The organism is Methanohalophilus portucalensis, from assembly GCF_002761295.1.
Lineage (GTDB): Archaea > Halobacteriota > Methanosarcinia > Methanosarcinales > Methanosarcinaceae > Methanohalophilus > Methanohalophilus portucalensis.
In genome coordinates, this window is the sequence record NZ_CP017881.1 from 1749741 (window position 1) to 1776276 (window position 26536).

The window sequence follows — 26536 nt, forward strand, 5'->3', positions numbered from 1 at the left end:
TAACAAATCGGAGCAAAATCAGAGAGTGATGCCTATATGGGTATCTGCAGGAGCTATTGCGGGTGCACTCTACGGCAACCTGTTACTTGGACCGTCTATAGGAAGCGTGGGGCTTGGCACTATAATGGGTATAGCAATAGGGTCACTTGGTGGTATTTCTTTCGGATTATCACAAATCCGAAAACAGGAAGGAGATGAAAGATATTCTTTTGAAGGTGAAGAAAACCTCATGAAGATCATGGGAGCAGTCGCCATCATCCTTTTTGTAATCACTCTTGCTATGTTGTTCTGACCAGAAGAATGCCGATAAGGGGTGATCGACATTCCTCAAATGAGCCATGCAGCCTGTTATGCTATGCGAGAAACTTATATACCATTTGCAAACATATAAACATGTTAACAATTGTGAAATTGCAGATATAATAAATATTCAGGGGAAAAGAAATGACAAAAATAGAAGTAGATACAAGGGGAGAGACCTGCCCGGTCCCGCTAGTTGAATGCAGGAAGGCACTGAGAAAAGCTACACCGGGAGATGAGGTAATAGTTACCGGCACACATCCAGCTTCAAAGAAGGAGATACCAATGGCCTGCGAATCCATGGGGCTTGAAATTATCGGTATCGATGAAGAAGCTGATGAGTGGAAAATCAGAATTAAGCGTTAAAAGGGTTGGTTTCTGTGAGCAATAAAACAGTCATAATAGTCCATAGCGGGGACATGGACAAACTGTACAGTGCACTCATTATTGCAAATGGTTCACTGTCGATGGGAATGGAAGCTTCCCTATATTTTACTTTTTGGGGCCTTGAGCGGTTGAAAAAAGGAGGACTTGAAAAGGGTCCCTTATCCAAAATGAATTTCCTGGGGCTTGGCAAATGGATGGTCAAAAGCAGGATGAAAAAGGTCAATGTAGCTCCCCTTGAAAAAATGATGACCGATTTCAAGGAACTTGGGGGTAAAATAATTGCCTGTGAAATGACCATGGAAATTATGGGAATCAAGCAAGAACAGCTACGTACCGAATGGATTGATGAATATGGTGCTGTGGGTACCTATGTCCATGAAGCAAAAGATGCAGAGATTACATTGTTTATCTGAGGAATTTTATGGAAGACAAAACTGCTTATTTTGATAATTCCGCAAGCACAAGGCTGGATGAAAGAGTGTTTGAGGCAATGAAGCCGTATTATTTTGATACTTATGCAGTGGCAACATCAGAGTTTGCTTATTCGATGGGTATCGATGCAAAGGAGGCACTTGAAGAAGCCAGGTCCACAATTGCAGATTCATTAAATGCTTCGCCTGGAGAAATTGTTTTCACATCCGGAAGCACCGAATCAAGCAACATGGCAATAAAGGGAGTAACATCTGCACTCAAAAAGAAAGGGAAACACCTTATTGTCTCAAAAATCGAGGATTTCCCCGTCCTGAATACCGCAAAAGCACTGGAAAAACAGGGTTTTGAAATCGATTTCATTGAAGTGGATGGCAGTGGTCGGCTAAATACAGAACAACTTGCAGAGACGATCACAGATGAAACTGTTCTCGTCTCGATACAGCATGCCAATCAGGAAATAGGTACGCTGCAGGATCTGGAAAGCATTTCAAGCATATGCAAGGAGAAAGGAGTACTTCTGCATACAGATGCCACCCATAGTTTCACACGCGTTCCAATAGATGTACAAAAAATTCCTGTGGACCTGATAACGATTGCATCGCATACCATACATGGCCCCCGGGGTATTGGAAGTCTCTACATACGCAAAGACACACCTATCAACAAATGGATGGACGGCGGATTCCAGGAATTCAATCTCAGGGCAGGTCTTGAAAACATACCCGCATCTGTAGGGTTTGCAAAGGCAGTCGAACTTGTGACAGAAGAGGAAAACAGACAGATCAAAGCGCTGAGAGACCATCTTATAGAGAGAATATCCAGTGAAATCACGGATGTAATATTAAATGGAAGTAAGGAACACAGGAGTCCACATAATGCCAACATAACGTTCCATTATGTAGAAGGTGAATCACTTACCCTCCATCTAGATATGCGTGGATTTGCGGTCAGCACGGGTTCTGCGTGTTTTAGCCGCTCCCTTGAAGCAAGTCACGTTATACTGGGCATAGGTGGAGACCATGAAAGGGCCCATGGATCATTGCGCTTTACCTTCAGTCGTTACAATACCCTTGAGGAAACCGATGCCATTGTGGATGCGATTAAGGAAATAGTTGCTCAATTAAGAGAGATTAGTCCATTGTACGAGAAAAAGTGAGGTGTTTAATGTGAAATTCCCTTACAGTGAAAAAGTTCTTGATCACTTTAAAAACCCCCGAAATGTGGGTAAAATAGAAAATCCGGATGGCAAGGGGCTGGAAGGAAGTCCGGCATGTGGTGACATGGTGGCAGTATACCTGAATGTCAATCCCGAAACCCTGGTGATAGAGGATATAAGATTTGAATCCTATGGATGTGCATCCAATATCGCTACAGCTTCCATAATTACCGAAATGGCCAAGGGAAAGACCCTGGATGAGGCTAAAAATATCTCATGGAAGCAGGCCACCGAAGAACTAGGAGGGCTGCCCACCGTAAAAGCACACTGTTCAGTACTGGCTGTGGAAGGTTTGAGGGCAGCAATACGGGATTATGAAGAAAAGCATGGCCTTGTGAGCGAGAAAGAAACTACTACTGAAGAAGTCGTCAGAAGACGCCTGAAACATGTCATGAATCCCATGGCAGGGTTGGATATCATCAGGACAGAACTTGTGACAAAGATAGAGATCAATGAGGGTTCTGTGAGAATACTTATAGACCTTCCTTCAGATCACCAGTTCGCATCGGCTATTAAAGAGGATATTCTGGAGAAAGTAAAGTCACTCTGGGATATCGAAGAAGTGAATGTCGTTTTCACAGAATAATTACAGAAGAGGAGGAATATAATATTACAATCGATATCCTGGGAATCTGTGCAAGCCCCAGAAAGGCAGGCAATACTGACGTATTGCTGGATGAGGTAATGGAAGGAGCAAAAAGTAACGGTGCTACAGCCGAGATAGCACATCTGCGGGATTACAGTATCGAGTCCTGTGTGGGATGCGAAAGATGTCGCCAGGATAAGACCTGTACCCGCTTCCATGACGGGATGAATTTACTTTATCCGAAGATCGAAGAAGCAAAGGGTCTGGTTCTTGGCTCCCCTACCTACAATTACAACGTTACCTCCCTTATGAAAACCTTCATAGACCGCCTCTATCCTTACTACAATTTCACAGATGACAGGCCACGTGAGTATTCCAGCCGGCTGGCAGGACAGGGAAGACGTGCCTGCGTTTTCACCATTGGAGAGCAACCTATCATAGAAGATATCGGGTTCAGCCTGGAAGCCATGAGTTATCCCCTGGAAGCCCTGGGATACACAGTGGATAAGGCGATGCCTGTGCTTAACCAGTTTGACAGAGGAATTATCAAAAAGGATGAAGCAGCGCTTAAAAATGCTTTCGAAATGGGCGAGGAACTTGCAGGGAAATTAAAGTGAAGTATGGCCTATTGGATTGATAACTAAAATACATTTGTTATTGAAGAATACAGGCACAATTAATCAGTACTGTTTGATATAGAATTTACATAATCTATGTAGGTAACACTTATTGCCACATCAGCTCCTCTATATTTCATGAAAGAAAGCAACGAAAATGTCAAAGTACTTTTCATTTGTGTACACAACAGTGCAAGAAGCCAGATAGCAGAAGAATACCTGAAAAGACTTGGAGAAGGCAAGTTCGAAGCTGAGAGTGCGGGTTTTGAGCCCGAACAGATTAATCCACTAATCCTTGAAGTAATGAAGGAGGATGGATTCGACCTTACAAATAAAAAGACCCAGGATGCATGGGATCTCTTCCGGGCGGGTAAATTTTTCCATTTTGTAATCACTGTTTGCAACAGAGAGCACGAGGAGAGATGTCCCATATATCCAAAACCCTTTGCAAAATTATACTGGCCATTCCCGGAACCTGAAAATTTCACAGGCACACATGAAGAAAAGCTGGAACAAATGAGAAATTTGAGAGATGCAATAAAAAAGAGAGTGGAACAATTCGTAGAAGAAACAAGTGGATTTTCACAAGGACAAAAATAATTCAATTCCGGAATACCTTTTAAGTGGAGGGCATAAATCACTCCACATAATGCTTTTTGTTTTTTACTCACATAAGGATAAACTATATAAGAAACCTTTATCACAGCAATAGCAATAATCATTTTAATAAAGATGCACCACTGAGTGTATCGTCTTTATTTTACAATTATTGAGGAGAAAAAATGGTATCAAAAGAAGTACCTTTTACTAAAGAAAAAGTACAGGAGATCTCGGAAAAATATCCCACTCCTTTCCATCTCTATGATGAGAAAGGCATACTGGAAAATGTGGAAAAACTTAAAGAAGCCTTCGGGATTCTGGAAGGTTTTCAGGAATACTACGCTGTAAAAGCCCTCCCCAATCCTTATATACTCAAAATCCTGAAAAATCAGGGATTCGGTGCCGATTGCAGTTCCCTCCCCGAACTTGTACTTGCTGAAAAAGCGGGTATTGTTGGCGAAAATATTATGTTCAGCTCCAACGATACACCAGCAGAAGAGTTCGTCAAAGCAAAAGAACTGGGCGCTATAATCAATCTTGACGACATAAGCCATATCGATTACCTTGAAAAACATGCAGGCCTGCCTGAAATGATATGTTTCCGCTATAATCCCGGTGCATTAAAAAAAGGTAACAAGTTCATAGGCAATCCAGAAGATGCAAAATACGGTTTTACCCGGGAACAGCTCTTTGAAGGATATAAAAAACTGGCCGATAAAGGGGTCAAGAGATTCGGTATCCACACAATGGTAGCATCCAATGAACTGGACCCTACCTATTTCATAGAAACTGCCAGGATTCTCTTTGAAGTTATCGCCGATATTTCAAAGGAACTCGGTATCAAATTCGAATTCGCAAATCTGGGAGGCGGTATAGGAATACCCTACGAGCCAGACCAGGAGCCAGTCCCCTATGATGTTATAGCAAAGGGTGTTAAGGAAGAATATGATAAAATAATTTCCGCAAACGGCCTTGACCCCCTCAAGATCTACCTTGAATGCGGGAGAGTAATCACCGGACCCTATGGATACCTTATCAGTAAAGTACGCCATCTCAAGCATACCTACAAGGATTTTGTAGGAATGGATGCCACAATGGCAAACCTTATGAGGCCGGGCGTTTACGGCGCTTACCACCATATAACTGTACCTGGCAAGGAAAACCAGCCTCATGACCATACATATGATGTGACAGGCTCTCTTTGCGAAAACAATGACAAATTCGCCATAGACAGGAAACTGCCTGAAATCGAAATTGGTGACATCCTGGCAATGCATGATGCCGGAGCACACGGCCATGCAATGGGATTCAATTATAATGGAAAATTACGCTCTGCTGAAATTTTGCTCAGGGAAGATGGCAGTGCTGTACAAATCAGAAGAGCAGAAACCATGGAAGACTATTTTGCCACACTGGATTTTGAAGGTCTTGAGAATTTTAAATGAAATGGCCTGAAAAAACAAATATAATCGGGTATAAACCCGATTATTTATTATACCACCGTGAAGGCAGCTCATATCCCAGATTGAGATCGTATTCCTTTGGCAGGAAGAATTTCGTTCCCCTGTTGTCCAGAGCCTCTTCAAAGCCCGGATCTATGGAATCAAGTTTCAGTTTGGTTGTCTTTGCCTCTGAAGATTTACCTATCCTATAAAGGGCAAACCGCTTATTATAAAGTACAGAAGGATTGTTCGGATCAATCGAAAGGGCTTGATCATAGCATTCGATTGCCTCATCGACATTACCCATCATGTTATTGGCAAATCCTTTGTTGTACCATGCAGTAATGCAATTAGGTTTCACCTCAAGTAGACGATCATAATATTTTATTGAGCCTGCATAGCTACTCAACAGGTACTTGACAGTAGCCTTGTGATAGAGAGCATCAGCGTTGTTGGGCTGGAGCGTTAGAATCTGGTCATATACAACATCGGCTTTATTGTACTCCCCAAGAAGGTATAGATTAAACCCTTTATGCTCCATTGCAGCAACATGCTGTGGATTAACGGCAAGTAACTGTTCATAGCATTCAATTGCTTTCTGGTATTGTCCGATATTTTCAAAAGCCAGCCCCTTATTAAACAATGCATCCTGATTTTCGGGGTCAGAATCCAGAATTTCATCATAAACAACTATTGCATCACTGAAACGGCCCATCTTTTCAAGGTTGTCAGATTTGAGATACAAAGCATCCTGATCAGAGGGGTGATTATTAATGACAGTATCGATTGCATTCAGGGATACATCATACATCCTTGCTTTGTGTGCAGATTGGGCCAGCAGATACCATGTGTCCATATCTTTTGGCTCCAAACTGAGATATTTCTGGTAAGCATTGGCTGCATTCCTGAAACTTCCAATTTTGTCGTATATCAAACCCCTGTTATACAGAGCATCCTTATTATCCGGATCATTCTCTACCACTCTTCCATAAGCATACAGTGCAGTCTGGAGGTCATCTGCCTTTTGTGATACTATTGCGTATTTATGCCACAATTTTACAGAATCAGGATTAACTGAAAGAGCCTGTTTAAACGCATCTGAAGAATCGTCCCATTGATTGTATTTTTTGAAAAGATCCCCTTTACCTTCCCACGCAGCTGCATAATCAGGTGCTACCATTGTAGCCATTTCAAATGAAGAAAGGGATTTATTCGTATTATTTACGGCTGACATTGTCATGGCGCGTGAATACCATAGGTATTCGGGAGCTGGCAGCTTACCATCTTCAATAGACGTAAGGGGGTTGACGGACACATCTGTCCCACTTCCCATGAAAGCCAGGTCAAAGCCGTTACTCTTCAGGAAATCAAGGAACGGGGAATTGCCTGCATAATGAAAATTATTCCTATGATCAGATTCTTTTTGATTGGATTCTAATAGCTTACTCTGATCAGTCCTTAGTTGATAACTAGCTGCTGAGTGACCAGGATTCAGTTCAAGGACTTTTTCATAAGAAGTGATAGCTTCATCATATCTTCCAAGTTCATCCAGAACGGCCCCTCTCTCATACCACACCTGTGCTGAGGATGGCTCAAGTTCACAGACTTTATCATAGGCCTCTAAAGATTGCTCATATTTACCAAGTATTTTCAGGTCAACAGCCATTTCATACCAGGCAAGGGTATAGTTCTCATCCCTTTCTGTGGCCTCCTCATAGCTCTTTACCGCTTTTCCATACTCGCCTATCCTGTCTAACAATACCGCCTGTTCATACCATACAGCAGGAGCGTTCGGTTCAAGATCAAGGGCTTCTTCATAGCTATCGATAGCTTCGGAAAAATCACCATTATCTTTCAGAATAGTGGCTTTTCGGTACCATACAACTGCATGAGGTTCGGTATCAAGTACGTCATTATAGCATTCAAGTGCATCCTCATATTTTTCCAGCCTGTAGAATGCTTCACCTTTATTGAACAGTATCTGGGCAGACTCTGAATCAAACTGTGGTGTTTCATAAAAAACCTCATGGGAATCGGTTTCAATTATAATTGAGGGTGCCTCTGAAACACGTCCGATGCCACGTGCATGATCAGGATTTAATTTCAGTGCCTGGTCATAACATTCAATCGACTCCTCATACCTACCCATTTTATCCAGTAATTGTCCCTTCAGGTTCCATAGTGTCTTATTTTCCGGATCGTATTTCAGTGCCTGGTTGTAACAGGTAAGTGCATAATTATTCTGACCCAGCTCTTCAAGACTGCGAGCTTTGTATCTCCATGAATCCACATTGTATGGCTGTATCTCAAGCACCCTTTCATAATATTCAATGGCCAGGTTGTGATTATCCATTTTTTCTGCAACAAGACCATACTTCAATAATAATACAGAATTATTTGGATCCCTCTGGAGGGCCTTTTCATAATTATCCTGTGCTTTCTGGTACTCTCCCATAGCTTCATAGCATTCTCCCAACTGTGTCCAGGAATCGGTTTTGGAGGGATTAATACGCAAAGCAGCCTGGAAATGTTCAATAGCATCCCCGTAGTTGCCTTCATTTTTGTGATACAGACCTTTGTTATAGAGGTCCTCAGAATGATATCCATAAGCACTCAATGCTGCATTCTGATATGTAAGAGAATCATTATAATTACCCTCTAAATGGCTTAATTTTCCTTTAAGGAATAGAATTGGCAACGTTTCAAGATCTGGATTATCGACCATTTCAGTTATATTTTGATCAGCATCATTCAGGTTCAAAAGAGCTTTTTCATAATACTTTGTGGCTTCATTCTCACGAGCCAGATTTTCGAGACTCAGGCCAGCCATGTATAGGGCATAAGTAGAATTGGGATTGGAATCTAGAACCCTTTTGGAAACTTCCAGAGATTTATCATAGTTTCCTGATAAATAAAAAGATGAAATGTTCTCATATGTGTCATTATAAGGGTACTGAGAATCATTTGTCTGTGAAATATTTACTTCATCCGAATAAAGGGATATATCATCATTCAAATTGTCAACAGCAACAGCTGGATGACATAGAGTAATTGCTAAAAGTAAGACTAAAGTAAATCTTAATAAAATGTTTTTGAGCCCCATCATCATTTGAACCTACCACCACGGTCCATTAAATCAATATTATAATACAATGCTTTACTAAAATTTAAAGTTATTGTCCGGATATAAAATCATCACAGGACAACAAAAAAGACAAATGAATGTAATCAGAGGGGTTTGGCAGTCCACATTCTTATTTGCTTATAATCAATGTTGCAACCTATTAATCTTGCTTTTTGCTATTTGGATTCACATTCCTGCAAAAATGTACATTTACCAATTGTATTCCATATAATGCAATCTGAACAAAATATTTCTTTGTTTTCCTGAGAATAACCAAATTTTTCGATCTGGCACATTGTAACCCTTCATGTTAGCATATCAGAATTGGATCGATTCTAGCCTGGCCTTTTTGAGTCCAGTAATGGCAGCATTCACATATCTGATAACCGTTGTTTTCCCTGAGATCTGTTCCGCAAACCGGGCAATTTTTTAAGAGATAGTCATATTGGTTCATTGAATCACTCCTTACTGCTCCATGAGGAAAGAACATTAATATATATTTTTGGAATATAAACTATAGAAATAGTTCATTAATATATAGTTAATCTGCATGATTTCTAATTACAACCTGGAATCTGAATTGCTTCATGCAAGTCTTCAAAAATTAATTTTACCATTTGTGCACAAATACATATATAAAAATAAATTAAACTAAAAGATGACTTTTATAAATAATCAGTGCTTTATTAAACAAAAAATCTCTGATTTTCATGACAGGCTGGCCAAAATGCTTTACCGGAGAAGATAAAGGGAAAAACTATACCCTCTATTTAATAACTATCGCATTAGTTTCCATGCTCATATTTCCATTCTTAAGCAGGGAAATCTTACTCCTGATCTTTGCAGGTGCCGGTGTATATGGCTACATAACCAGTAGCAATCGGAATATAACCAATCTTATTGTCTCAGTAGTTTTGCTACTTTTGATAAGTATTACTGCGAATCACTATTCCTATTCCCTACCAAAATACATAATTATATCAGCAATCCAGATCTCCACTATTGGTTTCACAAGTGCAACCATAGTGCGCTGTGGCACCAAAAAGGACTTACAGGAAAATACCACCAACCTGCCATCAAGCCTTGCTTTATTAATAGCAGGGGCCTCTTCTGCCTTCATAGCAGGTTCATGGTATGCATACTGGACAGCCGCTGTATCATACGAACTTATATTTTTCATAGCAGTAATCGGAGCAATTACAGCAGCTCTATTTGAATCCATACCATCCTCTGTAGATCGGCTTTTTTCAATGACCCTCGGTTCGGCAATGGCAATGTGGATTCTTGCATCCTTTGGTTACACAGTTGCCCCTTTACATTTATTGATTGCATTCAGTTTTGCACTCTTTTTGGGGTATCTGGCATATCGCACCAATATAGCCGATATTTCCGCAGTGTTGAGTGCTACACTTATGGGAGTTTTGATAATTGTTTTTAGTAACATCCTCTGGTTTGTTTTGCTACTTACCTTTTTCATACTCGGAGGAGTATTCACTAAATACAAATACAACTATAAGCTCGATCTGGGTATCGCACAGGAAAAGGGAGGAGTAAGGACTTATGAAAATGTTTTCAGCAACAGTACTGCTGCCCTTGTGCTTGCCATTGCATGTGGCATATATCCACAACATAGCAATCTAATAACATATGCTTTCCTGGGAACCGTAGCAACAGCTGCAGGGGACACCCTTGCAAGTGAAATCGGAACAACTGCACGCCAGACACCCAGGATGATAACAAACTTAAAACCTACAAAAACCGGTACTGATGGGGCTGTAACATCACTCGGAGAGCTTGCAGCCTTTGGAGGAGCACTGGCAATCGGAATACTCGGAGCAGCCTTTGGTTTTGTGGAGCAGATAATTCCTGCCATAATTATTACATGTGCAGGCGGATGGGGAGGTACAAATATCGATAGTTTACTAGGTGCTACATTCCAGAAAAATGGTTACCTTTCCAATAGTGGAGTCAATTTTGTAGCAACTGCCACAGGTGCCCTCATATCCGGTATACTGTATATTCTTGTCCTGTAAGGACAAAAAAGATATACTTACCGCAATTATATCTAACATATGAAAGTAGAGGGGATTGCCCGGGAAACACTGGAATTTATATTGAAAAGTAGTGAATCAACATATCCCCGGGAATTTGTGGGTTTACTGGAAACAGAAAAAGGCATAATAAGCAATGTGATGATTCTGCCTGGAACAGAGAGCAGTGAAATGAATGCAGTAATCAAATTATTCATGATGCCAAATGTACAATCCGTAGGTTCTGTGCACAGCCATCCGGGACCCAGTTATCGGCCCTCAAATGCCGACCTTATAATGTTTGGTAAGACAGGGGACTGGCATATAATCGTTGCCGAACCTTTTGATGAGAACAGCTGGCAATGCTATAATAGGGAGGGCTATCCTGTAGACCTTCCAGTACTTGATGTAGAATTGGACCAGCCGGAACTGCCCTAACAAAAAAATAAATATGAACAGAAATAGAATTCTTTAAAGGGATGATAAATATGGAACCTGAAGACTATGTAATAAAAGAAGGACCAATACCACATGAAAATGCCAAATTTGGAGCCGGTCTTGTAATATTGATCCTGTACATTATTGTACTTGGAAGATGGCTGGGAGTATTTTAATCCCATTACTTATTTTTCCCGCAGGACCGAATATGTAAACCCCCCGAGCCAATAGCCTATCATTCCAAAAAGGAAAGCTGCGGGGATCAGTATAAGAGATTCATAACCCAAATCCAGTATCCATTCAAAAGCCAGTATTACAAACAGGATTACAAAAAGAATATATCCTGCATATTTGGCACTTGTTTTGCCCAGGTACATTTTAATCACTTTAAATCATCTGGCAGGCAGATCCTCCAAATCCACATCTGGACATCATAGAGTCTATTTGTTCTTCAGAAGAAAAATCATCATATGCTTTATTCGCCTCTTCCACACTGGAATAGAGGCGTGCAAAGATACAATCCCAGCACCCATCATCACTTTTTACAATTGAATTATAATGATTGGTTTCAGCGGGTGCCCATATCAACACCTGTCCACCGGTTCCCTGCTGGGACTGGACTTCGACCTTCAACCTTCCAAGAGCCTTGGTTTCATGATTAATACTATTATTTTCTGCCATAGCATCCCAATATAATTCCATCATTTTTAACCTATTGGGTCACCGGAAACGATTTGTATTTAAAGATCAAAAACAAAATTCGACAGGTACTTAAAGAAGATAAATTAAAGAGGAAATGCGAAAGAAATAATGGGGGTAATTATTCCTATGCAGGACAAAAATCAAGAATACGAAAATCCCATAATAGTTTTTCTATGGAATGCAGAAAAGGACTGGCCGGTTGAATTTGTATCCGATAATATTCAGCAATTCGGATACAACGCCGAGGATTTTATATCCGGGGACAAGACTTATGCACAGATAATCCATCCACACGATATCGATGAAGTCAGAGAAAACATACGCCGCATCTGTAAGGAAGGCATCAAAGAATACACCCATCGATACAGGATACTAACTGCTGATGATCAGGAAAGGTGGGTTATGGAAAAAACCCTTGTGGAAAGAGACATCGAGGATGAACCTTGCCATTTCCAGGGTTTTGTAATGGATATCACAGGCCAGATGGATTCGGAAGAGATGAGTGTGGATATGATATCTACAAAAAGTCCTGTTGTAGCATTTGTCTGGAAAGTAGAAAAGGGGTGGCCTGTAGAATACGTATCAGATGAAATTGAAAAGTATGGCTACACAACCGAAGAATTCCTGTCCGGCAATCTCAATTACGGGGACATTATCCACAAAGACGATCTAAAAAGAGTAGAAGACGAACTGAGCAGGAGATGCCGCGAAGGATACAATGATTTCTATCAGGAATATCGGATATACACAAAAGAAGGCCAGATACGCAAAGTTGCTGAAAGGACCCTTATAATTCGTGACGAGCATGGCAATCCTTCAAAATACCAGGGAATCATTGAAGACCTCTGATTCCCAGATAAATTATATATAAAATAATATTATATTTTAATAGTAAGTATGCGTGCCTACTTCAACAGAAAAGGTTTGAGAGATTATATAATATACACACTGGCCTTGCTTCCCATAGCCATGTTGTGTTACAAGCAACAGCTAACTCTTGGACCAATTTCATCATACCCCCTCTTTTTAATCCTAGTTCTGATGCCAATTGCATCAAATATAGAAATACCGATAACCAAAATCAGAACTCGCAAAAACCAGCATATGCATAGGGACGCCCTTCTTCTGGAGGAAACGTACGGTGTACCTGTGGTAAATGAACTTACTACAGGCACAAACCTGATCTATGACACAAAGATCACACTGAATATCGGTGGATTTGTAATTCCTATGTTAACAATTCTGTACCTACTTGTCAGTGAAATGGATTTTGTTGCGTTGGAGATAATGCTCATAGTACTGGTTGTCGTTGCATTACTGTCCGATTTTGTTGATGGTATAGGAATAGTAATACCCTCATACACAGGAATATTTACAATTCCATTGGCATTGATATTGGCCCCTCAGAATGCAGATACTATAATATTCATCGCCGGGGCAGGCGGAATCATAGCAGGCTCTGTGGCATCCCTGATGGCCTTGAAAAGAGAAGAAAAAGGAAGCGCTTATATTGATATAGGTGGAGCAGCCTGCTTTCAGGCAATATATGTAACCACCTTACTGGCCGCATTAATATCCGGGTTCATTCCTTGAATAAGGACTAACATTCCCCTCATTTCCAATTTTATTTTGCAGGACTTTTGATGTTTGAATGGAACGATATTTTTCAATCCCTTTCTCACCGAACCTGAATGATTGAGGAGTGGAATCTATTTTTGTGGCCCTCATTTTTTGTATGGCCATAACAGGAGTCAAAGTGTTATCAATATCATTTAATTGCATGGAATCAAGAAATATGATACCATCACCCAGAAAATCATATTCATCAAAATCTTTGGTTTCAATACCATGCTTTTTTTCTGTTATTAAAAATGAAGTTATATTCCTATTCTTAATTGTCCTGTGTAACGAACGCCAGCCTCCGGAATTGCGGAATTGTTCAGGATTGCTAAAAACATTAAGGGAATCAAACACGATGCGACGGGGCTTATACGTCTCAATAATCTCTGTGATCTCTTCAAAGGTCAACATCGACATCCCAAAAACTTCCAGGTAGCCATCATCGATGTATTTTGCAACATCCCATCCAAATCTCATAAATTGTTGCACCAGCTGTGGAAGACGTTCTTCAAAGGAAAAAAGAACACATTTCTCTCCTTTGGTTACACCCTCCATAAGATATTGCATGCAAAGAGTGGTCTTTCCCGTACCAGGAGGACCTGTAACAATCACAGAGAAACCTTCCGGTATACCTCCTTCAAGCATATCATCCAGCCCAACAATACCGGTACTTATCCGTTTTATTGAACATTGCAAATTACCGGCATCCATTTTTGACCTGAAGCGCCCCTTGTCAAGCGAGAGTAAAGCTTTCTCGAGTACAAGGTTTTTAGCACCAAGTTCTTTTTCATACCTATCAAGAACTTTAATGGCATCCGAACTGAGTGTCGTATGAACCGGATATTTGTTACGTACCATGCTTTAAGGATATAGTCCATAGTGCATATAAAATTTTGCGCACCATGGACACAAAAAAAGAAAGTATGTACATCAATCGTCGTCTTTAGCAGAGCCGGCACCCGGAAGGAAGTTACCCCTTCCCCGCCTTCCCACAATATCACCATCCCAGATAATCTCCCCGCGGGAAATGGTATATTCAGGGAATATGCCTTCCATCCCTTCATACGGAGTCCATCCTGCCTTACTGTGCAGCATGTCTGAATTAATAGGTTTCACATTACCCGGATCCATGACTATTAAATCAGCATCATAGCCTTCAGCAAAAACACCTTTTCCGTGTTTGTCAAGTCCGAAAATTCTTGCCGGATTGCTGCTTGTGACTTCAATGAGACGCTTGATATGGAAAAGATTTCTTTTAGCCCCCACCATCATAAGGGGCATAAGGGTTTCCACTCCCGGTACACCCGATGGAGCGCTCTTAATGTCTCCCTCCTTCTCTGATTCCCTGTGAGGAGCATGATCTGAAGCTACAACATCAACTGTACCATCATTTATTCCATTAACAAGTGCTTTCACACTTTGCCGGTTCCTCAGAGGGGGATTCATTTTACCGAAAGTATCAAGTCTTTCCCAATCACGGTCTGATAGGAAAAGGTGATGAGGAGCTACCTCAAAGCTTAAATGACGCGAAACATCCTCTTTTTCAAGAATGTATTTTTCCCTTTTTAGCTGACCAAAAGCTTCCAGGGTACTGATGTGGCAAAAATGAGTATTCACGGATGTCAAACCAGACAGCTCAAGCGCATTCTTAACTGCCATTGCCTCACATTGATTGGAGCGAATCCGGGAATGGGACTGAGGAGTGAAATCTTTCTTGAGTAAGATTTCGTTATCGCATTTGATATTTTCATCCTCAGCATGGATACAGGCCAATGCTCCAAGTTGCTGGATTGTTTCAAGAGCCTCTTTTAGCAAATCTGAATCCAATCCCAGACCGGCAGTTGATTCTGCCATGAAAATTTCTCCAAAAGCCGTAACACCCAGCCCCCAGAGACTTTCCAGCTTTTCAATGTTCTTTCCCACACCACCATTAATTCCAAAATCAATGATGGATTTACGGTTTGCCAATTTGAATTTTTCCCTGAAAGATTTTCTGTCAAGAACCGGAGGCAATGTGTTTGGGTGTTCCACAACTGTCCCAATACCACCCGCAGCAGCAGCACAACTTCCTGAATACCAATCTTCTTTGTGAGTCATACCGGGCTCCCGGAAATGCACATGTACATCGATGCCTGCTGGAATAGTAAGTCCGCCGTGTGCATCAATATGCCTGTCCGCCTCCTCACCCTTCAGATTTTTGGCAATTTTCTTTATTTTACCTTCATCTATGAGCACTTCGCCGGGTTGCAACTGATTTTTATAAAAAACTTTAGTGTTCTTAATTAATATATCATTCATACTCTTCCCTTCGACTAGTTATTGGTAGGTATGCATATTATTTTTCCCATTTTACATCTTCCGACCGGATGGAAATAATGATTTAAATTTTATATATAGATATTTGGGATAAAGTATATATTAATGAAATACATTACTTATTTTGGAGGAGGAAGTGATAGACAATATGAAATGCATTGAGAAAAATGAAAGGGAACTTAAATCCCAAAAAGGTAATCCTAACATTTCCCATACAATCTATAGGGGAAGGATTAGTGGAAACCTTGACAATGAAGAAATGGACCTTTACAGATTCCTTATAGGTGGAATCGAAGGAAAATGAGTGCAAAAACAATGGCCAATGTTGTGCCAGGCAATGTACAATGTTATTTTTGCAGCTCATATCTTGAGAACAGGCGCCTGGGAAATATGGCCATATACTTTTGCAACAATTGCAATCATATAATACCAAAAAAGATCGAGTAATATTAACTACTCAATCACTTTTTTCGATTCCATAAATGAAGAGTAAGTCAATATATTCACCATAGAATATATACACATATATAGAATATAGTAACAAATATTTATAAATGCCTAGTTCACTTATTTTAAAAAGAAACTTTACTTACATTAGAGGGTTTATATGATAAAATCACACAGGCCATTAATAATTATACTTATTTTATTGCTGGCATTATTTGCTGCAGGATGCCTTAATGAAAGTGATAACACACAAGACGAGAAGATAAATGAAACAATAACAGAACATACTAAAGTCGAAAATCTTAACTTAGAAGGATCCACTACTGTCTTCCCTCTTGCACAGGCAGCAGCTGAAATATACATGGAAAATCATCCTGAGAAGTCAATAAATGTTATTAGCGGAGGATCAACCACTGGCATAAAAGCCCTGATCGATGGTAAAGTAGATATTGCAATGGCATCCAGGAAAATGAAAAATTCCGAAATAGAAGCAGCAGAAGCAAACGGACTTGACCCTGTAGAACACGTAATTGCATGGGATGGACTCACAGTAGTTGTAAATCCGGAGAACCCTGTAAACCAGCTGACCTACGATCAGATAAAGGGAATTTATGATGGCTCCATCAGCAACTGGGCAGATGTAGGCGGAGAAGATCAAGAAATAATAATACAGAACCGCGATCCGAGTTCCGGAACCTATGGCTATTTCAAAGACGAATTATTAGGAGAAGATAAATTCCGCCCGGATTTAGTCTCGCGGGACTCAAACGGAGCCATTGTCCAGGCAGTCACCCATGAAGATGCAGCAATTGGGTACATAGGATTTGCATATCTGGATGATAGTGTGAAGGCCGTAGATATCGATGCCGGGAATGGAATGGTTGAGCCTACTTCAAAAAATATCCTTTCAGGCAAATATCCACTTGCCAGACCCCTTCATTTATACACAGACGGACAGCCTACAGGCCTTGCTGCAGACTTCATAGAATTTATCCTGAGCGAAAAAGGCACAATAATTATAAATGATGTGGGATACTTCCCCGCATAAATCTCCTAAAAACGCCTGCTGTTAACCCTCTATTTTTTTAAGTGCACTGAAATTACATACCCAATATACCTATATAGACTATATGTTGAAATATAGTGTAGTATAGAATATTGCGATAAAGACTATAAGTACGGTATCCATTACTTTTTCCGAGGCTTAAGCCTTCAAATGGAAAAGGATAATGTAACTATGGTAGAAAGGTCAAAAATACTTTCAATAGCACTTACTTTAATAATGGTACTGGCGTTATTCACCGCCGGCTGTGTCAGCAATGATGAAGAACCAGCAGAACCAACAGAAAGCTCTGGTGATGACTATTCAACTGGTGCTGAAGAATCTGAAGAACTTAATGTAAAAGGTTCAACAACTGTGCTCCCCCTCGCACAGGCAGCAGCTGAAACCTACATGGAAAATCATCCTGAGGCTTCAATCAGTATCAGTGGTGGCGGCTCCGGTACAGGTATCGCAGCCCTGATCGATGGTGACGTTCACATTGCAATGGCTTCTAGGCAAATCAAAGATTCCGAAATCGAAGAAGCAGAAGCAAACGGAATTGATCCTGTAGAACACGTAATTGCATGGGATGGACTCACAGTAGTTGTAAACCCGGAAAATCCCGTAGACCAGCTTACATACGACCAGATAAAGGGAATCTATGACGGTTCCATCAGCAATTGGGCAGATGTAGGTGGCCCTGACAAGGAAATTGTAGTAATTAACCGTGACAGCAGCTCCGGTACATACGGCTATTTCCAGGGAGAAGTTCTTGGTGATGATAATGAATTCCGTGAGGACGCAGTTTCCACAAGTTCAAACGGTGCAGTATTACAGTCCGTTTCACAGAACGATGCAGCAATCGGCTACATTGGTTTTGCTTACCTCACTGACAATGTGAAAGGCCTTGATGTCAACAAGGGAGACGGAATGGTAGCACCAACCGCTGAGAACATTCTTGCAGGCGACTACCCACTTGCCAGACCTCTTCACTTCTACACAAACGGACAGCCCACTGGCCTTGCTGCAGACTTCAAAGAATATATCCTGAGTGAGGAAGGTACAGAGATCGTCTACGATGTAGGATACTTCCCTGCAGAATCATCTTCTGAAACTGCAGAGGCTGAAGAAATCAATGTAAAAGGTTCAACAACTGTGCTCCCCCTCGCACAGGCAGCAGCTGAAACCTACATGGAAAATCATCCTGAGGCTTCAATCAGTATCAGTGGTGGCGGCTCCGGTACAGGTATCGCAGCCCTGATCGATGGTGACGTTCACATTGCAATGGCTTCCAGGCAAATCAAAGATTCCGAAATCGAAGAAGCAGAAGCAAACGGAATTGACCCTGTAGAACATGTAATTGCATGGGATGGACTCACAGTAGTTGTAAACCCTGCAAACTCCGTAGACCAGCTTACCTACGACCAGATAAAGGGAATCTATGACGGATCCATCAGCAACTGGGCAGATGTCGGTGGCGAGGATGAAGAAATCGTAGTTATTAACCGTGACAGCAGCTCCGGTACCTATGGTTACTTCCAGGAAGAAGTACTCGGTGAAGAAAATGAATTCCGCCCGGACGCACTTGCACAGAGTTCAAACGGTGCAGTGGTACAGGCAGTTTCACAGAACGATGCAGCTATCGGTTACATCGGTTTTGCTTACCTCAATGAAAACGTAAAGGGTGTAGATGTCAACAAGGGAGACGGAATGGTTGCACCAACTTCCGAAAACATCCTTGCAGGCGACTACCCACTTGCCAGACCACTTCACTTCTACACAGACGGACAGACTACCGGCCTTGCTGCAGACTTCAAAGAATATATCCTGAGTGAGGAAGGTACAGAGATCGTCTATGAAGTAGGATACTTCCCTGTTGAGTAAATGATTTGAAGCATGAACCCTTAGAGGTGAGCGATGTTTCACAGAAGACTTAAAGAGAAGGGCATTGAAATCGGCCTGTTCTTAGCAGCGGCAACGACTGTCGTTGTCCTTCTCTTCATTTGTATTTTTCTTTTCCGAGATGGATACCTGTTATTCGAAACAAGTTCTTTTACTGGTTTCATAACCGGTAGTTCATGGTACACCGCTTCAACACCGCCACGTTTTGGAATACTCCCCCTTTTATTCGGCTCATTTCTGGTCACAGCAGGCGCAATCGCCATAGCTGTACCCCTGGGTGTTGCTGCAGCAATATATATTTCAGAGTTGGCAAGCCCAAAAATCGCCGACTTATTGAAACCATTCATTGAAATCCTTGCAGGTATACCTTCTGTTGTATACGGTTTCTTTGGTCTGATAGTCCTTGTCCCCCTTATAAAAGATATTTTTGATATACCCACAGGTCAAACAGCCCTTACAGGTTCTATAATGCTTGCAATGATGGCACTACCCACAATAATTTCAATTTCCGAAGATTCCATTAATGCGGTACCACAGGCACTTAAAGAAGGTTCGTTAGCCCTGGGAAGTACACAATGGCAGACAATTTATAAAGTAACATTGCCGGCTGCCCTTTCCGGAATATCCGCCGCAGTGATATTGGGAGTAGGCAGAGCAATCGGTGAAACAATGACAGTATTGATGGTAACAGGTAACATGGCCATAATACCTGGATTCCCCGAGGGATTTCTTGATCCTGTCAGGACAATGACAGCAACTATTGCACTTGAAATGGGAGAAGTGCCTAAAGGCAGCCCGCATTTCCATGCATTGTTTGCAGTTGGTTCTGTATTGTTTATTACGACCTTCATAATAAATATGGTTGCAGATCAAATAAAGAGAAAATATAAACTCAAGGAGGGGCTCTGATTGGACTCAAAAACTACTGAAAAATTAGCATTTGGTTTCCTCAGAGCATGTATATGGATTGTTGTTGCATTTGTAGCAATCCTTATACTCTACATTGTAATACAGGGATACAGCATAATGAGCTGGGAATTCCTGACTGAGATGCCCAAAAACCGGATGACTGAAGGTGGCATCTATCCCGCTTTGATAGGAACGGCACATCTTGTTGCCATATCCATGGCTGTCGCAATTCCCCTTGGCGTTCTTTCAGCTATATACCTAAATGAATATGCAAAGGAAAGCCGTTCAACCTGGATCATTGAAATGGCAATCAACAATCTTGCCGGCACCCCTTCCGTAGTATTCGGATTGTTCGGATTGGCATTGTTTGTCAAATATTTAGCATTTAAACCTTCAATTATCTCGGCATCCCTTACCCTTTCCCTCTTGATATTGCCAGTTGTAATCAGAGCAAGCAAAGAAGCCCTGATAACCGTTCCTCAGGCACACAGGGAAGCTTCTCTTGCCCTTGGCGTAACAAAATGGAAGACCATAAGTAGTATAGTATTACCAGAAGCATTACCCGGAATAGTAACCGGAATTATCCTGAGTATTGGCAGGGTTGCAGGTGAAACAGCCCCCATAATGTTCACAGGTGCAGCTTTCTTCTTACCACGTCTGCCGGAGTCTGTATTTTCACAATTCATGGCTTTGCCCTATCATTTGTATATACTGGCTACCTCCGGCCTCAACCCTATGGAAACCAGACACATACAGTACGGAACTGCTCTTGTGTTACTGATATTGGTACTGCTCATAAACAGCATAGCAATTATTATCAGAAAACATTACAGGAAAAAACTTCACAGATAATTATTCGAGGATAAGAGATGAGTGAAATTAATGATTTCGCAGACATAGAGGTTGAGGATCTCAACCTATGGTATGGATCCAACCAAGCCCTCCAGGACATAAATATTAAAATCCCCAGCAAAAGTGTAACCGCCCTTATAGGTCCTTCAGGATGTGGAAAATCCACCTTCCTGCGCTGTATAAACCGGATGAATGATCTTATAAAAGTATGTCATATCGAAGGCAGAGTGAAAATCGACAATAAAAACATCTACGATGAAGATGTGGATGTAGTTGAACTCAGAAAGAAGGTTGGCATGGTTTTCCAGAAACCAAACCCATTTCCCATGTCAGTTTTTGATAATATTGCCTATGGTCCAAAAATCCACAAAGTTCCCAAAAAAGACATAAAGGGAATTGTTGATAAAACCCTGCAGGATTCAGCTCTTTACGGAGAAGTATCTGACAGGCTGGATTCATCAGCCCTGGACCTCAGCGGAGGACAGCAGCAGAGACTCTGCATTGCAAGGACCATGGCCGTAGAACCGGAGATAATTCTTTTTGATGAGCCATGCAGTGCCCTTGATCCCATATCTACAAATAAGATCGAAGACCTGATTCTTGAATTGAAGAAAGATTACACAATTGTAATTGTTACCCACAATATGCAGCAAGCGGCCAGAATTTCTGACTACACCGCATTTTTCCTTATGGGAAAAATAATCGAGTTTGGAGAAACAAACCAGATATTTGAAAATCCCAGGGAAAAACGTACTGAAGATTACATCACGGGAAGATTCGGGTGATTAAATGGTTCGTGAGAAATACCACGCTGAACTAGATGAACTAAAAGAAAACATCTCTGATATGAGCGCCGTATCCCAGGAAATGTTCAGGAAGTCTATAAAGGCACTTGCAAATATTGATAAAGAACTTGCTCAGGAAATCATTGAAATGGATCATACAGTAAATGATTTTGAAGAGAAAGTTGAAACCCGTATCACAAGATTACTGGCATTACAGCAGCCAATTGCCAGTGACCTGCGACTTATAACGGCTTCTTATCGAATATCAATCGATCTGGAAAGAATGGGTGATCTGGCAGTGGATGTAGCCAAAAGAATAAAAAAGATGGATGCTGAGAAGGCTCTTTCAATTTCTGAATGTAAACCTATTATATCCACATGTGAAGAAATGATAGAACAATCCATAAAAGCCTATTCTGAATTGGATACTGAGCTGGCAAAAGATATCACTTCAAAAGATGACATCGTCGACAGGAATGTCTACGCAGGCTGGCAGGATCTGGTCCAGATGATGATCGACAACTCAACTGTTATTGAAAATGCAGTGGAAATGATGTTTGTTCTCAGGTATCTGGAACGCATTGCAGACCATACATGCAACATATGTGAAAGTATTGTATACATTGCAACCGCTAAAAGGGTCGATCTTAACTGATTGATCCTTTATTTTTTCATTGTCCATCCTATTTTTCAATTCGTAAAATTAATATGCTGAAGGTCTCTTCTATGACCCCTGAATAACGAAAAACAGAGGCTTTCAACGTGACCCAAGAACTTTTTGATCTAAATATAGGATACATCCATTTCAAAAATCCAGTCGCCATCGCTCCAATGGCGGGTATTACAGACAGCTCATTCGTAAACAGTTATGGCAAAAGTGCCGCACTTGTGGTAATGGGCGGATACAACCTTGATGAGAAAACCAATGCTGCAGCATGTGAGCTCATAGAAAGAGGAAGAAAAGAATTCGTATCACAGGAGCCTATCGAATATATCACAAAAGAGCTAAAAGCCGTTGATTTCGATGGGACAGTGGGAATAAACCTGCGCAGCAGTGAACTTAAACCCTTACTTGATGTGGCAAAAATCATCAGGGATGCTGGTGCATTAATGGAACTGGATGCACACTGCCGCCAATCTGAAATGAAAGAAGCAGGAGTTGGAGAGGCCCTAATGGAAGACCTCCCACGCCTTACAGACTGGATAAGGCAGATAAAAGAAACTGGTGTCGTGCTTTCTGTTAAAATCAGGGCTAATGTTGTTGATGACATACAACTTGCAAAAGCAATTGAAAGTGCAGGTGCCGATATTATCCATATCGATGCCATGAAAAAAGGTGCAAGTGCCGACCTTGATGCCATACGCCGTGTAAGGGATGCAACACGTATATTCCTGATAGGCAATAATTCGATACAGAGCTTTGATGATGCAAAGGAGATGTTTTCCAGAGGTGCAGATATGGTATCTGTGGGAAGACAGGCAATGGACTCCCCGGAAATTATAGATTCCCTTGTAGAGGCTGTTTCTGAATTTCAGGAAATTACTGGCTGGTATAATGCTCCAAAACATATTTGCAGAGGACAGGGCGATATGCGAGGACTAACGTTCTGTTGCCTCCCGGTAAAGCCCTGTGCTGTAAATAATAAGGCCAAACAACTGGGTTTCAGTCCCCGGGAATTTGCAAACCTGAAAATGGAATTTGTAAAAGGTACCCCCCTTGAATACGGTGACAGTACCTGCTTTGGCAGTCTTGCATGGTGTTGTAAAATCACAAAACCATGTTTCATGAGAGATGGTGTGCTGGATCTTATAGATCTCTCCCCACAAGAGTACATGAAACTCAAAAAACAAATGGCTGACTACATCCTCGACCACGCCAAAGAAAAATAAACGGTGGGGATATGAACGCCTGTTACAAAATACAGCCCTCCGAAGTTGCCCGAAGTGCCCAGCTTGCAATGATACTGGAGGTATCGGCATCACCCAAACCCGGAAATATCGACAGGACACATGATTATGTCGATACACGTTATGAGCATTTCCTCGCATCTGCAACAGGCGTTTATCCAGTATTTGAAAGGGCTGTTTCCGGAAAAGAAAAGATAGGGGAATTGCTTAAAGAAGCTGTGCTTGAAAGCAATAAATGGCAAAAGGGGGGAAACACACATTTCGGTGCGTTCCTACTCCTTCTTCCCCTGACAAAAGCTGCAGGTCAGCTGAGTCAGGAAAATGAAAAGTTTGATATGAACAAAATCGTTGAGAGAGCCCACTTGATAGTTAAACACACAGATGTAGAGGACTCGATTAATTTCTATCAGGCTTTTGGAAAAGCAAATGTCTGCGTACAGGATGTAGAGGATCTTGATCTCAACGATTCGGATTCCATCACAAACTTAAGGAAAAATCAAACCAGCCTTTTCGAATTGATGGAAATATCCGAAAACTACGACATGATAGCTAATGAGTGGACCAATGGTTTTGAACTGTGCTGCCGGTGCAGCGAACATATCACTGACCTTATGGAAGGAAAAGGGATTTGTACAGACATAAATTGCTCCATTGTTTACACTTTTCTCAAGTTATTGTCGAATAATCCCGATACATTCATACAGACTAAATTCAACCGGGAAACTGCAGTTGAGGTTTCAGAAAAGGCAACCTCTATTGCCACACAGATAGAAACATCAGGCTATGAAGCAACCCTTCCTTCAATAATTGAACTTGATGAAGAGTTACTCAAAAAGAAAATAAATCCCGGTTCAACTGCAGATATAATTATTGGGGGGCTTTTCCTTTCAATTATTGGAGGCATGCGGTTTTGATGGAAGTTTCAGAACTTGACAAATACGGTATATGCGATGGAATTTCCGAGATCATATTGACATCTGGCATTAAAAATCCCAACGCTGCTCCAATTGGCCTGATTCGTAAAGACAACAAAGTCTTCATAAGACTTTATAAAGGTTCTACAACATATGAAAATGTGAAACAGGATGAAATTTTTGCTGCCAATGTGACCTGTAACCCTCTACTTTTTGTAAAATCGACTTTTTCCAATCTCGAAAATGAGAATTTCAAATACTATCACCTGAATTCAACAAAAATACCACTGCTAAAAAATTCAGCCAGCAGTGTTATTTTCAGATGCGGCGAAATAAAACATACAGAACAGGCCATGACAGCAGAAATCATTCCAATGAATGCAATGGCCAATGATTATAGACCAAGGGCCATTAACCGGGGCCTTACAGCAGTTATTGAGGCAGCTGTTCACGCTACTCGTTATGAATTAACAAGAAATAGTGATTTTCTCGACTTGATTGATAGATGTCTGGAAACTACCTACAAATGCGGAGGACAAAGGGAAAAAGATGCCGCTGAAATCCTCTTAAATGAAATTGATGAAATTAAGAAACGTGTAGCCGGAGGCAAAGACACTGAATAATTTCATGGAAATTGCCATTGAACAGGCACGTCTGGGCATGAGAAACAATCTGGGAGGGCCTTTTGGAGCTGTAATTGTAAAAGATAAAACTGTAATCTCCAGAGCACATAACAGAGTGCTTGATTCTAATGATCCCACGGCTCATGCTGAAATAGTGGCAATCAGGATAGCCTCGTCAAAGCTGGGAACATTTGACCTGTCTGACTGCGAAATATATACTACCTCTTATCCATGCCCTATGTGTATGTCAGCTCTGTACTGGGCACGCATCAAAACGCTTTATTATGGGACAACAACAACCGAGGTAGAAAAAATCGGATTTGACGACGGAAAGATATACAGGGCCCTCTGTAATGATCATACTGATACAGGAATGAATATGGAAAATATGGACAGCAAAATATGCCAACAATTGCTGTCCGAATGGGAAGAAAAAGAAGACAAATATATGTACTGAAGATATTCACTCTTTCTCTTCAGCAGGATTGGCAGGTTTTATGTGATCTTTTGCCTGAGAGTTTTCAGGATCAAGTTCCAATAACTTTGCAAAAGCTTTATTGACCCTATCCTTGTCTCCAGTTTTCAGGTAAGTATTTGCAAGACCCTGCCATATTTTGGGAGATTCTGGCTCTATATCAATGGCACCATTAAAGGCTTCTATAGCCTCGTCGAACCGTTCCAGTTTGAACAAAGTATTACCTTTCCCATATAAAATGCCTGCAGCATCTTTTTTAAGTTTGGGCTTTGGATTTATGTTCAAAAATGAATATCGCGGAAATGCAAAATCCTTGACATCTGAATGTTGGGCCGCCATTTCATAACATTCAAGAGCTTGCGTAAATTCACCATTGTGATAAAGAAGAGTGGCTTTACAATACCAGGCATCTGCGAAAGCAGAATCCAGATCCAGACATTTAGAAAAGGATTCAATCGCTTTTTGGTGTTCTCCTATCGATTGCATTACAAATCCATGTCCAAACCATTTACCGGCATCTTGCGGATCATCTTCAAGAAAACTATCAATCACTTCAAGAGCCTCTTCATGCTTTCCCATTTTGTAAAGGACAAAACAACGGCTATAAAGAACATTCTGGGATTTTTTTCTCAAAGTGGCCAGGTCATCTTCCATATCATCTTCAAGCTCACTTAATTTATTTTCCAGTTCGCCCCATATAGCGGCCGCCTCATTGTATTTATCCAGCGCTTCTTCATAATTGCCCATTTCAAAAAGTACATATCCATTCCCATAGATTTCTTCACCACGTCTATAAAGAGCCGTGAATTGTTTCTTCCGGGATACTTTATCGTACCATTTTTTCAGAAAACTCATGGCAGTAGAATAAG

At 41.1% G+C, this 26536-nt stretch carries 30 protein-coding genes; 24 read left to right on the forward strand and 6 right to left on the reverse strand.

What is annotated here, in order from left to right; genetic code table 11:
- Window positions 1-28: 28 nt before the first annotated feature.
- The 8 genes from BKM01_RS09010 (at window position 29) to lysA (ending at window position 5583) form a co-directional block, all read left to right on the forward strand.
- Entirely contained in the window at window positions 29-292 is a 264-nt protein-coding gene (locus BKM01_RS09010; RefSeq protein ID WP_072357883.1) for a hypothetical protein, read from the forward strand.
- A gap of 152 nt (window positions 293-444) precedes the next feature.
- Entirely contained in the window at window positions 445-666 is a 222-nt protein-coding gene (locus tag BKM01_RS09015; RefSeq protein WP_072357887.1) for a sulfurtransferase TusA family protein, read from the forward strand.
- A gap of 14 nt (window positions 667-680) precedes the next feature.
- Window positions 681-1100 carry a DsrE/DsrF/DrsH-like family protein gene (locus tag BKM01_RS09020; protein WP_072358322.1) on the forward strand — a complete coding sequence of 140 codons (420 nt, stop codon included), beginning with the start codon at window positions 681-683 and terminating at the stop codon, window positions 1098-1100.
- An 8-nt stretch (window positions 1101-1108) separates the two neighbouring features.
- Complete coding sequence (locus BKM01_RS09025) at window positions 1109-2275, forward strand: cysteine desulfurase family protein (RefSeq protein ID WP_072357890.1); 1167 nt, start codon at window positions 1109-1111, stop codon at window positions 2273-2275.
- A 10-nt stretch (window positions 2276-2285) separates the two neighbouring features.
- Window positions 2286-2921: an iron-sulfur cluster assembly scaffold protein gene (locus tag BKM01_RS09030; protein WP_072357893.1), complete on the forward strand. Its 636-nt coding sequence runs from the start codon at window positions 2286-2288 to the stop codon at window positions 2919-2921.
- Between the two features lie 44 nt (window positions 2922-2965).
- The gene (locus BKM01_RS09035) at window positions 2966-3538 is read left to right on the forward strand and encodes a flavodoxin family protein (protein WP_257790298.1); all 573 of its coding nucleotides are present in this window, start codon (window positions 2966-2968) and stop codon (window positions 3536-3538) included.
- Window positions 3539-3676: 138 nt separating this feature from the next.
- Window positions 3677-4138 (forward strand): arsenate reductase ArsC, encoded by a 462-nt coding sequence (locus BKM01_RS09040; RefSeq protein ID WP_072357899.1) that lies wholly within the window; start codon window positions 3677-3679, stop codon window positions 4136-4138.
- A gap of 182 nt (window positions 4139-4320) precedes the next feature.
- Window positions 4321-5583, forward strand: a complete 1263-nt coding sequence (gene lysA, locus BKM01_RS09045) for a diaminopimelate decarboxylase (RefSeq protein WP_072357902.1) — start codon at window positions 4321-4323, stop codon at window positions 5581-5583.
- Window positions 5584-5623: 40 nt separating this feature from the next.
- Here the strand turns inward: lysA and BKM01_RS09050 are convergent, their stop codons facing one another.
- Window positions 5624-8596, reverse strand: a complete 2973-nt coding sequence (locus tag BKM01_RS09050; protein WP_158008560.1) for a tetratricopeptide repeat protein — start codon at window positions 8594-8596, stop codon at window positions 5624-5626.
- Between the two features lie 818 nt (window positions 8597-9414).
- On the opposite strand from BKM01_RS09050, the gene BKM01_RS09055 reads away from it, so the two are divergent.
- From BKM01_RS09055 to BKM01_RS11175, 3 genes are read left to right on the forward strand one after another with little or no spacing between them, the layout of a single operon-like run.
- Entirely contained in the window at window positions 9415-10737 is a 1323-nt protein-coding gene (locus BKM01_RS09055) for a DUF92 domain-containing protein (RefSeq protein ID WP_072357908.1), read from the forward strand.
- Window positions 10738-10776: 39 nt separating this feature from the next.
- Complete coding sequence (locus BKM01_RS09060) at window positions 10777-11172, forward strand: Mov34/MPN/PAD-1 family protein (protein ID WP_072357911.1); 396 nt, start codon at window positions 10777-10779, stop codon at window positions 11170-11172.
- 50 nt (window positions 11173-11222) lie between these two features.
- Window positions 11223-11348, forward strand: coding sequence for a hypothetical protein (locus BKM01_RS11175; protein ID WP_257790277.1), 126 nt, complete (start codon window positions 11223-11225; stop codon window positions 11346-11348).
- Between the two features lie 9 nt (window positions 11349-11357).
- On the opposite strand, the gene BKM01_RS09065 is transcribed toward BKM01_RS11175, so the two are convergent.
- On the reverse strand, window positions 11358-11558 hold the full coding sequence (locus tag BKM01_RS09065; protein WP_148039282.1) for a hypothetical protein: 201 nt from the start codon (window positions 11556-11558) through the stop codon (window positions 11358-11360).
- A 1-nt stretch (window position 11559) separates the two neighbouring features.
- On the reverse strand, window positions 11560-11853 hold the full coding sequence (locus BKM01_RS09070) for a hypothetical protein (protein WP_143744085.1): 294 nt from the start codon (window positions 11851-11853) through the stop codon (window positions 11560-11562).
- Between the two features lie 147 nt (window positions 11854-12000).
- Between BKM01_RS09070 and BKM01_RS09075 the strand changes: the two genes are divergently transcribed.
- Window positions 12001-12723: a PAS domain-containing protein gene (locus BKM01_RS09075; protein WP_158008561.1), complete on the forward strand. Its 723-nt coding sequence runs from the start codon at window positions 12001-12003 to the stop codon at window positions 12721-12723.
- Between the two features lie 192 nt (window positions 12724-12915).
- Entirely contained in the window at window positions 12916-13467 is a 552-nt protein-coding gene (locus tag BKM01_RS09080) for a DUF1614 domain-containing protein (protein WP_234993656.1), read from the forward strand.
- Here BKM01_RS09080 and BKM01_RS09085 read toward each other — a convergent pair.
- Complete coding sequence (locus tag BKM01_RS09085; protein WP_072357925.1) at window positions 13444-14352, reverse strand: RAD55 family ATPase; 909 nt, start codon at window positions 14350-14352, stop codon at window positions 13444-13446. The genes BKM01_RS09080 and BKM01_RS09085 overlap by 24 nt on opposite strands.
- Window positions 14353-14424: 72 nt before the next feature.
- Window positions 14425-15792, reverse strand: coding sequence for a dihydroorotase (locus BKM01_RS09090; protein ID WP_072357926.1), 1368 nt, complete (start codon window positions 15790-15792; stop codon window positions 14425-14427).
- A gap of 154 nt (window positions 15793-15946) precedes the next feature.
- On the opposite strand from BKM01_RS09090, the gene BKM01_RS10820 reads away from it, so the two are divergent.
- From BKM01_RS10820 to BKM01_RS09140, 11 genes are all read left to right on the forward strand, one after another.
- Window positions 15947-16114 (forward strand): hypothetical protein, encoded by a 168-nt coding sequence (locus tag BKM01_RS10820; protein ID WP_157769636.1) that lies wholly within the window; start codon window positions 15947-15949, stop codon window positions 16112-16114.
- Between the two features lie 303 nt (window positions 16115-16417).
- Window positions 16418-17305 carry a PstS family phosphate ABC transporter substrate-binding protein gene (locus BKM01_RS09095; protein WP_072357929.1) on the forward strand — a complete coding sequence of 296 codons (888 nt, stop codon included), beginning with the start codon at window positions 16418-16420 and terminating at the stop codon, window positions 17303-17305.
- Window positions 17306-17473: 168 nt separating this feature from the next.
- The gene (locus BKM01_RS11105; RefSeq protein WP_234993657.1) at window positions 17474-19183 is read left to right on the forward strand and encodes a PstS family phosphate ABC transporter substrate-binding protein; all 1710 of its coding nucleotides are present in this window, start codon (window positions 17474-17476) and stop codon (window positions 19181-19183) included.
- Between the two features lie 33 nt (window positions 19184-19216).
- A complete protein-coding gene (gene pstC, locus BKM01_RS09105; protein WP_072357932.1) occupies window positions 19217-20110 on the forward strand; it encodes a phosphate ABC transporter permease subunit PstC in 894 nt (297 codons plus the stop codon).
- Window positions 20111-20962 carry a phosphate ABC transporter permease PstA gene (gene pstA, locus BKM01_RS09110; protein ID WP_072357935.1) on the forward strand — a complete coding sequence of 284 codons (852 nt, stop codon included), beginning with the start codon at window positions 20111-20113 and terminating at the stop codon, window positions 20960-20962.
- Window positions 20963-20979: 17 nt separating this feature from the next.
- Complete coding sequence (gene pstB, locus BKM01_RS09115) at window positions 20980-21747, forward strand: phosphate ABC transporter ATP-binding protein PstB (RefSeq protein ID WP_072357937.1); 768 nt, start codon at window positions 20980-20982, stop codon at window positions 21745-21747.
- A 4-nt stretch (window positions 21748-21751) separates the two neighbouring features.
- Window positions 21752-22402: a phosphate signaling complex protein PhoU gene (gene phoU / locus BKM01_RS09120; RefSeq protein ID WP_072357939.1), complete on the forward strand. Its 651-nt coding sequence runs from the start codon at window positions 21752-21754 to the stop codon at window positions 22400-22402.
- 107 nt (window positions 22403-22509) lie between these two features.
- Window positions 22510-23637, forward strand: a complete 1128-nt coding sequence (locus BKM01_RS09125; RefSeq protein WP_072357942.1) for a methanogenesis marker 9 domain-containing protein — start codon at window positions 22510-22512, stop codon at window positions 23635-23637.
- A gap of 11 nt (window positions 23638-23648) precedes the next feature.
- Window positions 23649-24569, forward strand: a complete 921-nt coding sequence (locus tag BKM01_RS09130) for a triphosphoribosyl-dephospho-CoA synthase (protein WP_072357945.1) — start codon at window positions 23649-23651, stop codon at window positions 24567-24569.
- Window positions 24569-25192, forward strand: coding sequence for a DUF447 domain-containing protein (locus BKM01_RS09135; protein ID WP_072357948.1), 624 nt, complete (start codon window positions 24569-24571; stop codon window positions 25190-25192). The genes BKM01_RS09130 and BKM01_RS09135 overlap by 1 nt, the downstream gene beginning before the upstream one ends.
- Before the next feature lie 4 nt (window positions 25193-25196).
- Entirely contained in the window at window positions 25197-25649 is a 453-nt protein-coding gene (locus BKM01_RS09140) for a nucleoside deaminase (RefSeq protein ID WP_084006223.1), read from the forward strand.
- Between the two features lie 6 nt (window positions 25650-25655).
- Here the strand turns inward: BKM01_RS09140 and BKM01_RS09145 are convergent, their stop codons facing one another.
- Entirely contained in the window at window positions 25656-26522 is an 867-nt protein-coding gene (locus BKM01_RS09145; RefSeq protein WP_072357953.1) for a tetratricopeptide repeat protein, read from the reverse strand.
- Between the last annotated feature and the right edge of the window lie 14 nt (window positions 26523-26536).

Bases quoted from the DNA above. Each gene is read 5' to 3' on its own strand.
- BKM01_RS09075 (WP_158008561.1), top strand. From the start codon at position 12,001: ATGCAGGACAAAAATCAAGAATACGAAAATCCCATAATAGTTTTTCTA.
- BKM01_RS09055 (WP_072357908.1), top strand. From the start codon at position 9,415: ATGACAGGCTGGCCAAAATGCTTTACCGGAGAAGATAAAGGGAAAAAC.
- BKM01_RS09060 (WP_072357911.1), top strand. From the start codon at position 10,777: ATGAAAGTAGAGGGGATTGCCCGGGAAACACTGGAATTTATATTGAAA.
- BKM01_RS11175 (WP_257790277.1), top strand. From the start codon at position 11,223: ATGGAACCTGAAGACTATGTAATAAAAGAAGGACCAATACCACATGAA.
- pstC (WP_072357932.1), top strand. From the start codon at position 19,217: ATGTTTCACAGAAGACTTAAAGAGAAGGGCATTGAAATCGGCCTGTTC.
- BKM01_RS09015 (WP_072357887.1), top strand. From the start codon at position 445: ATGACAAAAATAGAAGTAGATACAAGGGGAGAGACCTGCCCGGTCCCG.
- BKM01_RS09130 (WP_072357945.1), top strand. From the start codon at position 23,649: ATGAACGCCTGTTACAAAATACAGCCCTCCGAAGTTGCCCGAAGTGCC.
- BKM01_RS09140 (WP_084006223.1), top strand. From the start codon at position 25,197: ATGGAAATTGCCATTGAACAGGCACGTCTGGGCATGAGAAACAATCTG.
- BKM01_RS09070 (WP_143744085.1), bottom strand. From the start codon at position 11,853: ATGGCAGAAAATAATAGTATTAATCATGAAACCAAGGCTCTTGGAAGG.
- BKM01_RS09080 (WP_234993656.1), top strand. From the start codon at position 12,916: ATGCCAATTGCATCAAATATAGAAATACCGATAACCAAAATCAGAACT.
- BKM01_RS09145 (WP_072357953.1), bottom strand. From the start codon at position 26,522: ATGAGTTTTCTGAAAAAATGGTACGATAAAGTATCCCGGAAGAAACAA.
- BKM01_RS09095 (WP_072357929.1), top strand. From the start codon at position 16,418: ATGATAAAATCACACAGGCCATTAATAATTATACTTATTTTATTGCTG.
- phoU (WP_072357939.1), top strand. From the start codon at position 21,752: ATGGTTCGTGAGAAATACCACGCTGAACTAGATGAACTAAAAGAAAAC.
- BKM01_RS09040 (WP_072357899.1), top strand. From the start codon at position 3,677: ATGAAAGAAAGCAACGAAAATGTCAAAGTACTTTTCATTTGTGTACAC.
- BKM01_RS09135 (WP_072357948.1), top strand. From the start codon at position 24,569: ATGGAAGTTTCAGAACTTGACAAATACGGTATATGCGATGGAATTTCC.
- lysA (WP_072357902.1), top strand. From the start codon at position 4,321: ATGGTATCAAAAGAAGTACCTTTTACTAAAGAAAAAGTACAGGAGATC.
- BKM01_RS11105 (WP_234993657.1), top strand. From the start codon at position 17,474: ATGGAAAAGGATAATGTAACTATGGTAGAAAGGTCAAAAATACTTTCA.
- BKM01_RS09010 (WP_072357883.1), top strand. From the start codon at position 29: ATGCCTATATGGGTATCTGCAGGAGCTATTGCGGGTGCACTCTACGGC.
- BKM01_RS09090 (WP_072357926.1), bottom strand. From the start codon at position 15,792: ATGAATGATATATTAATTAAGAACACTAAAGTTTTTTATAAAAATCAG.
- BKM01_RS09025 (WP_072357890.1), top strand. From the start codon at position 1,109: ATGGAAGACAAAACTGCTTATTTTGATAATTCCGCAAGCACAAGGCTG.
- BKM01_RS09085 (WP_072357925.1), bottom strand. From the start codon at position 14,352: ATGGTACGTAACAAATATCCGGTTCATACGACACTCAGTTCGGATGCC.
- pstB (WP_072357937.1), top strand. From the start codon at position 20,980: ATGAGTGAAATTAATGATTTCGCAGACATAGAGGTTGAGGATCTCAAC.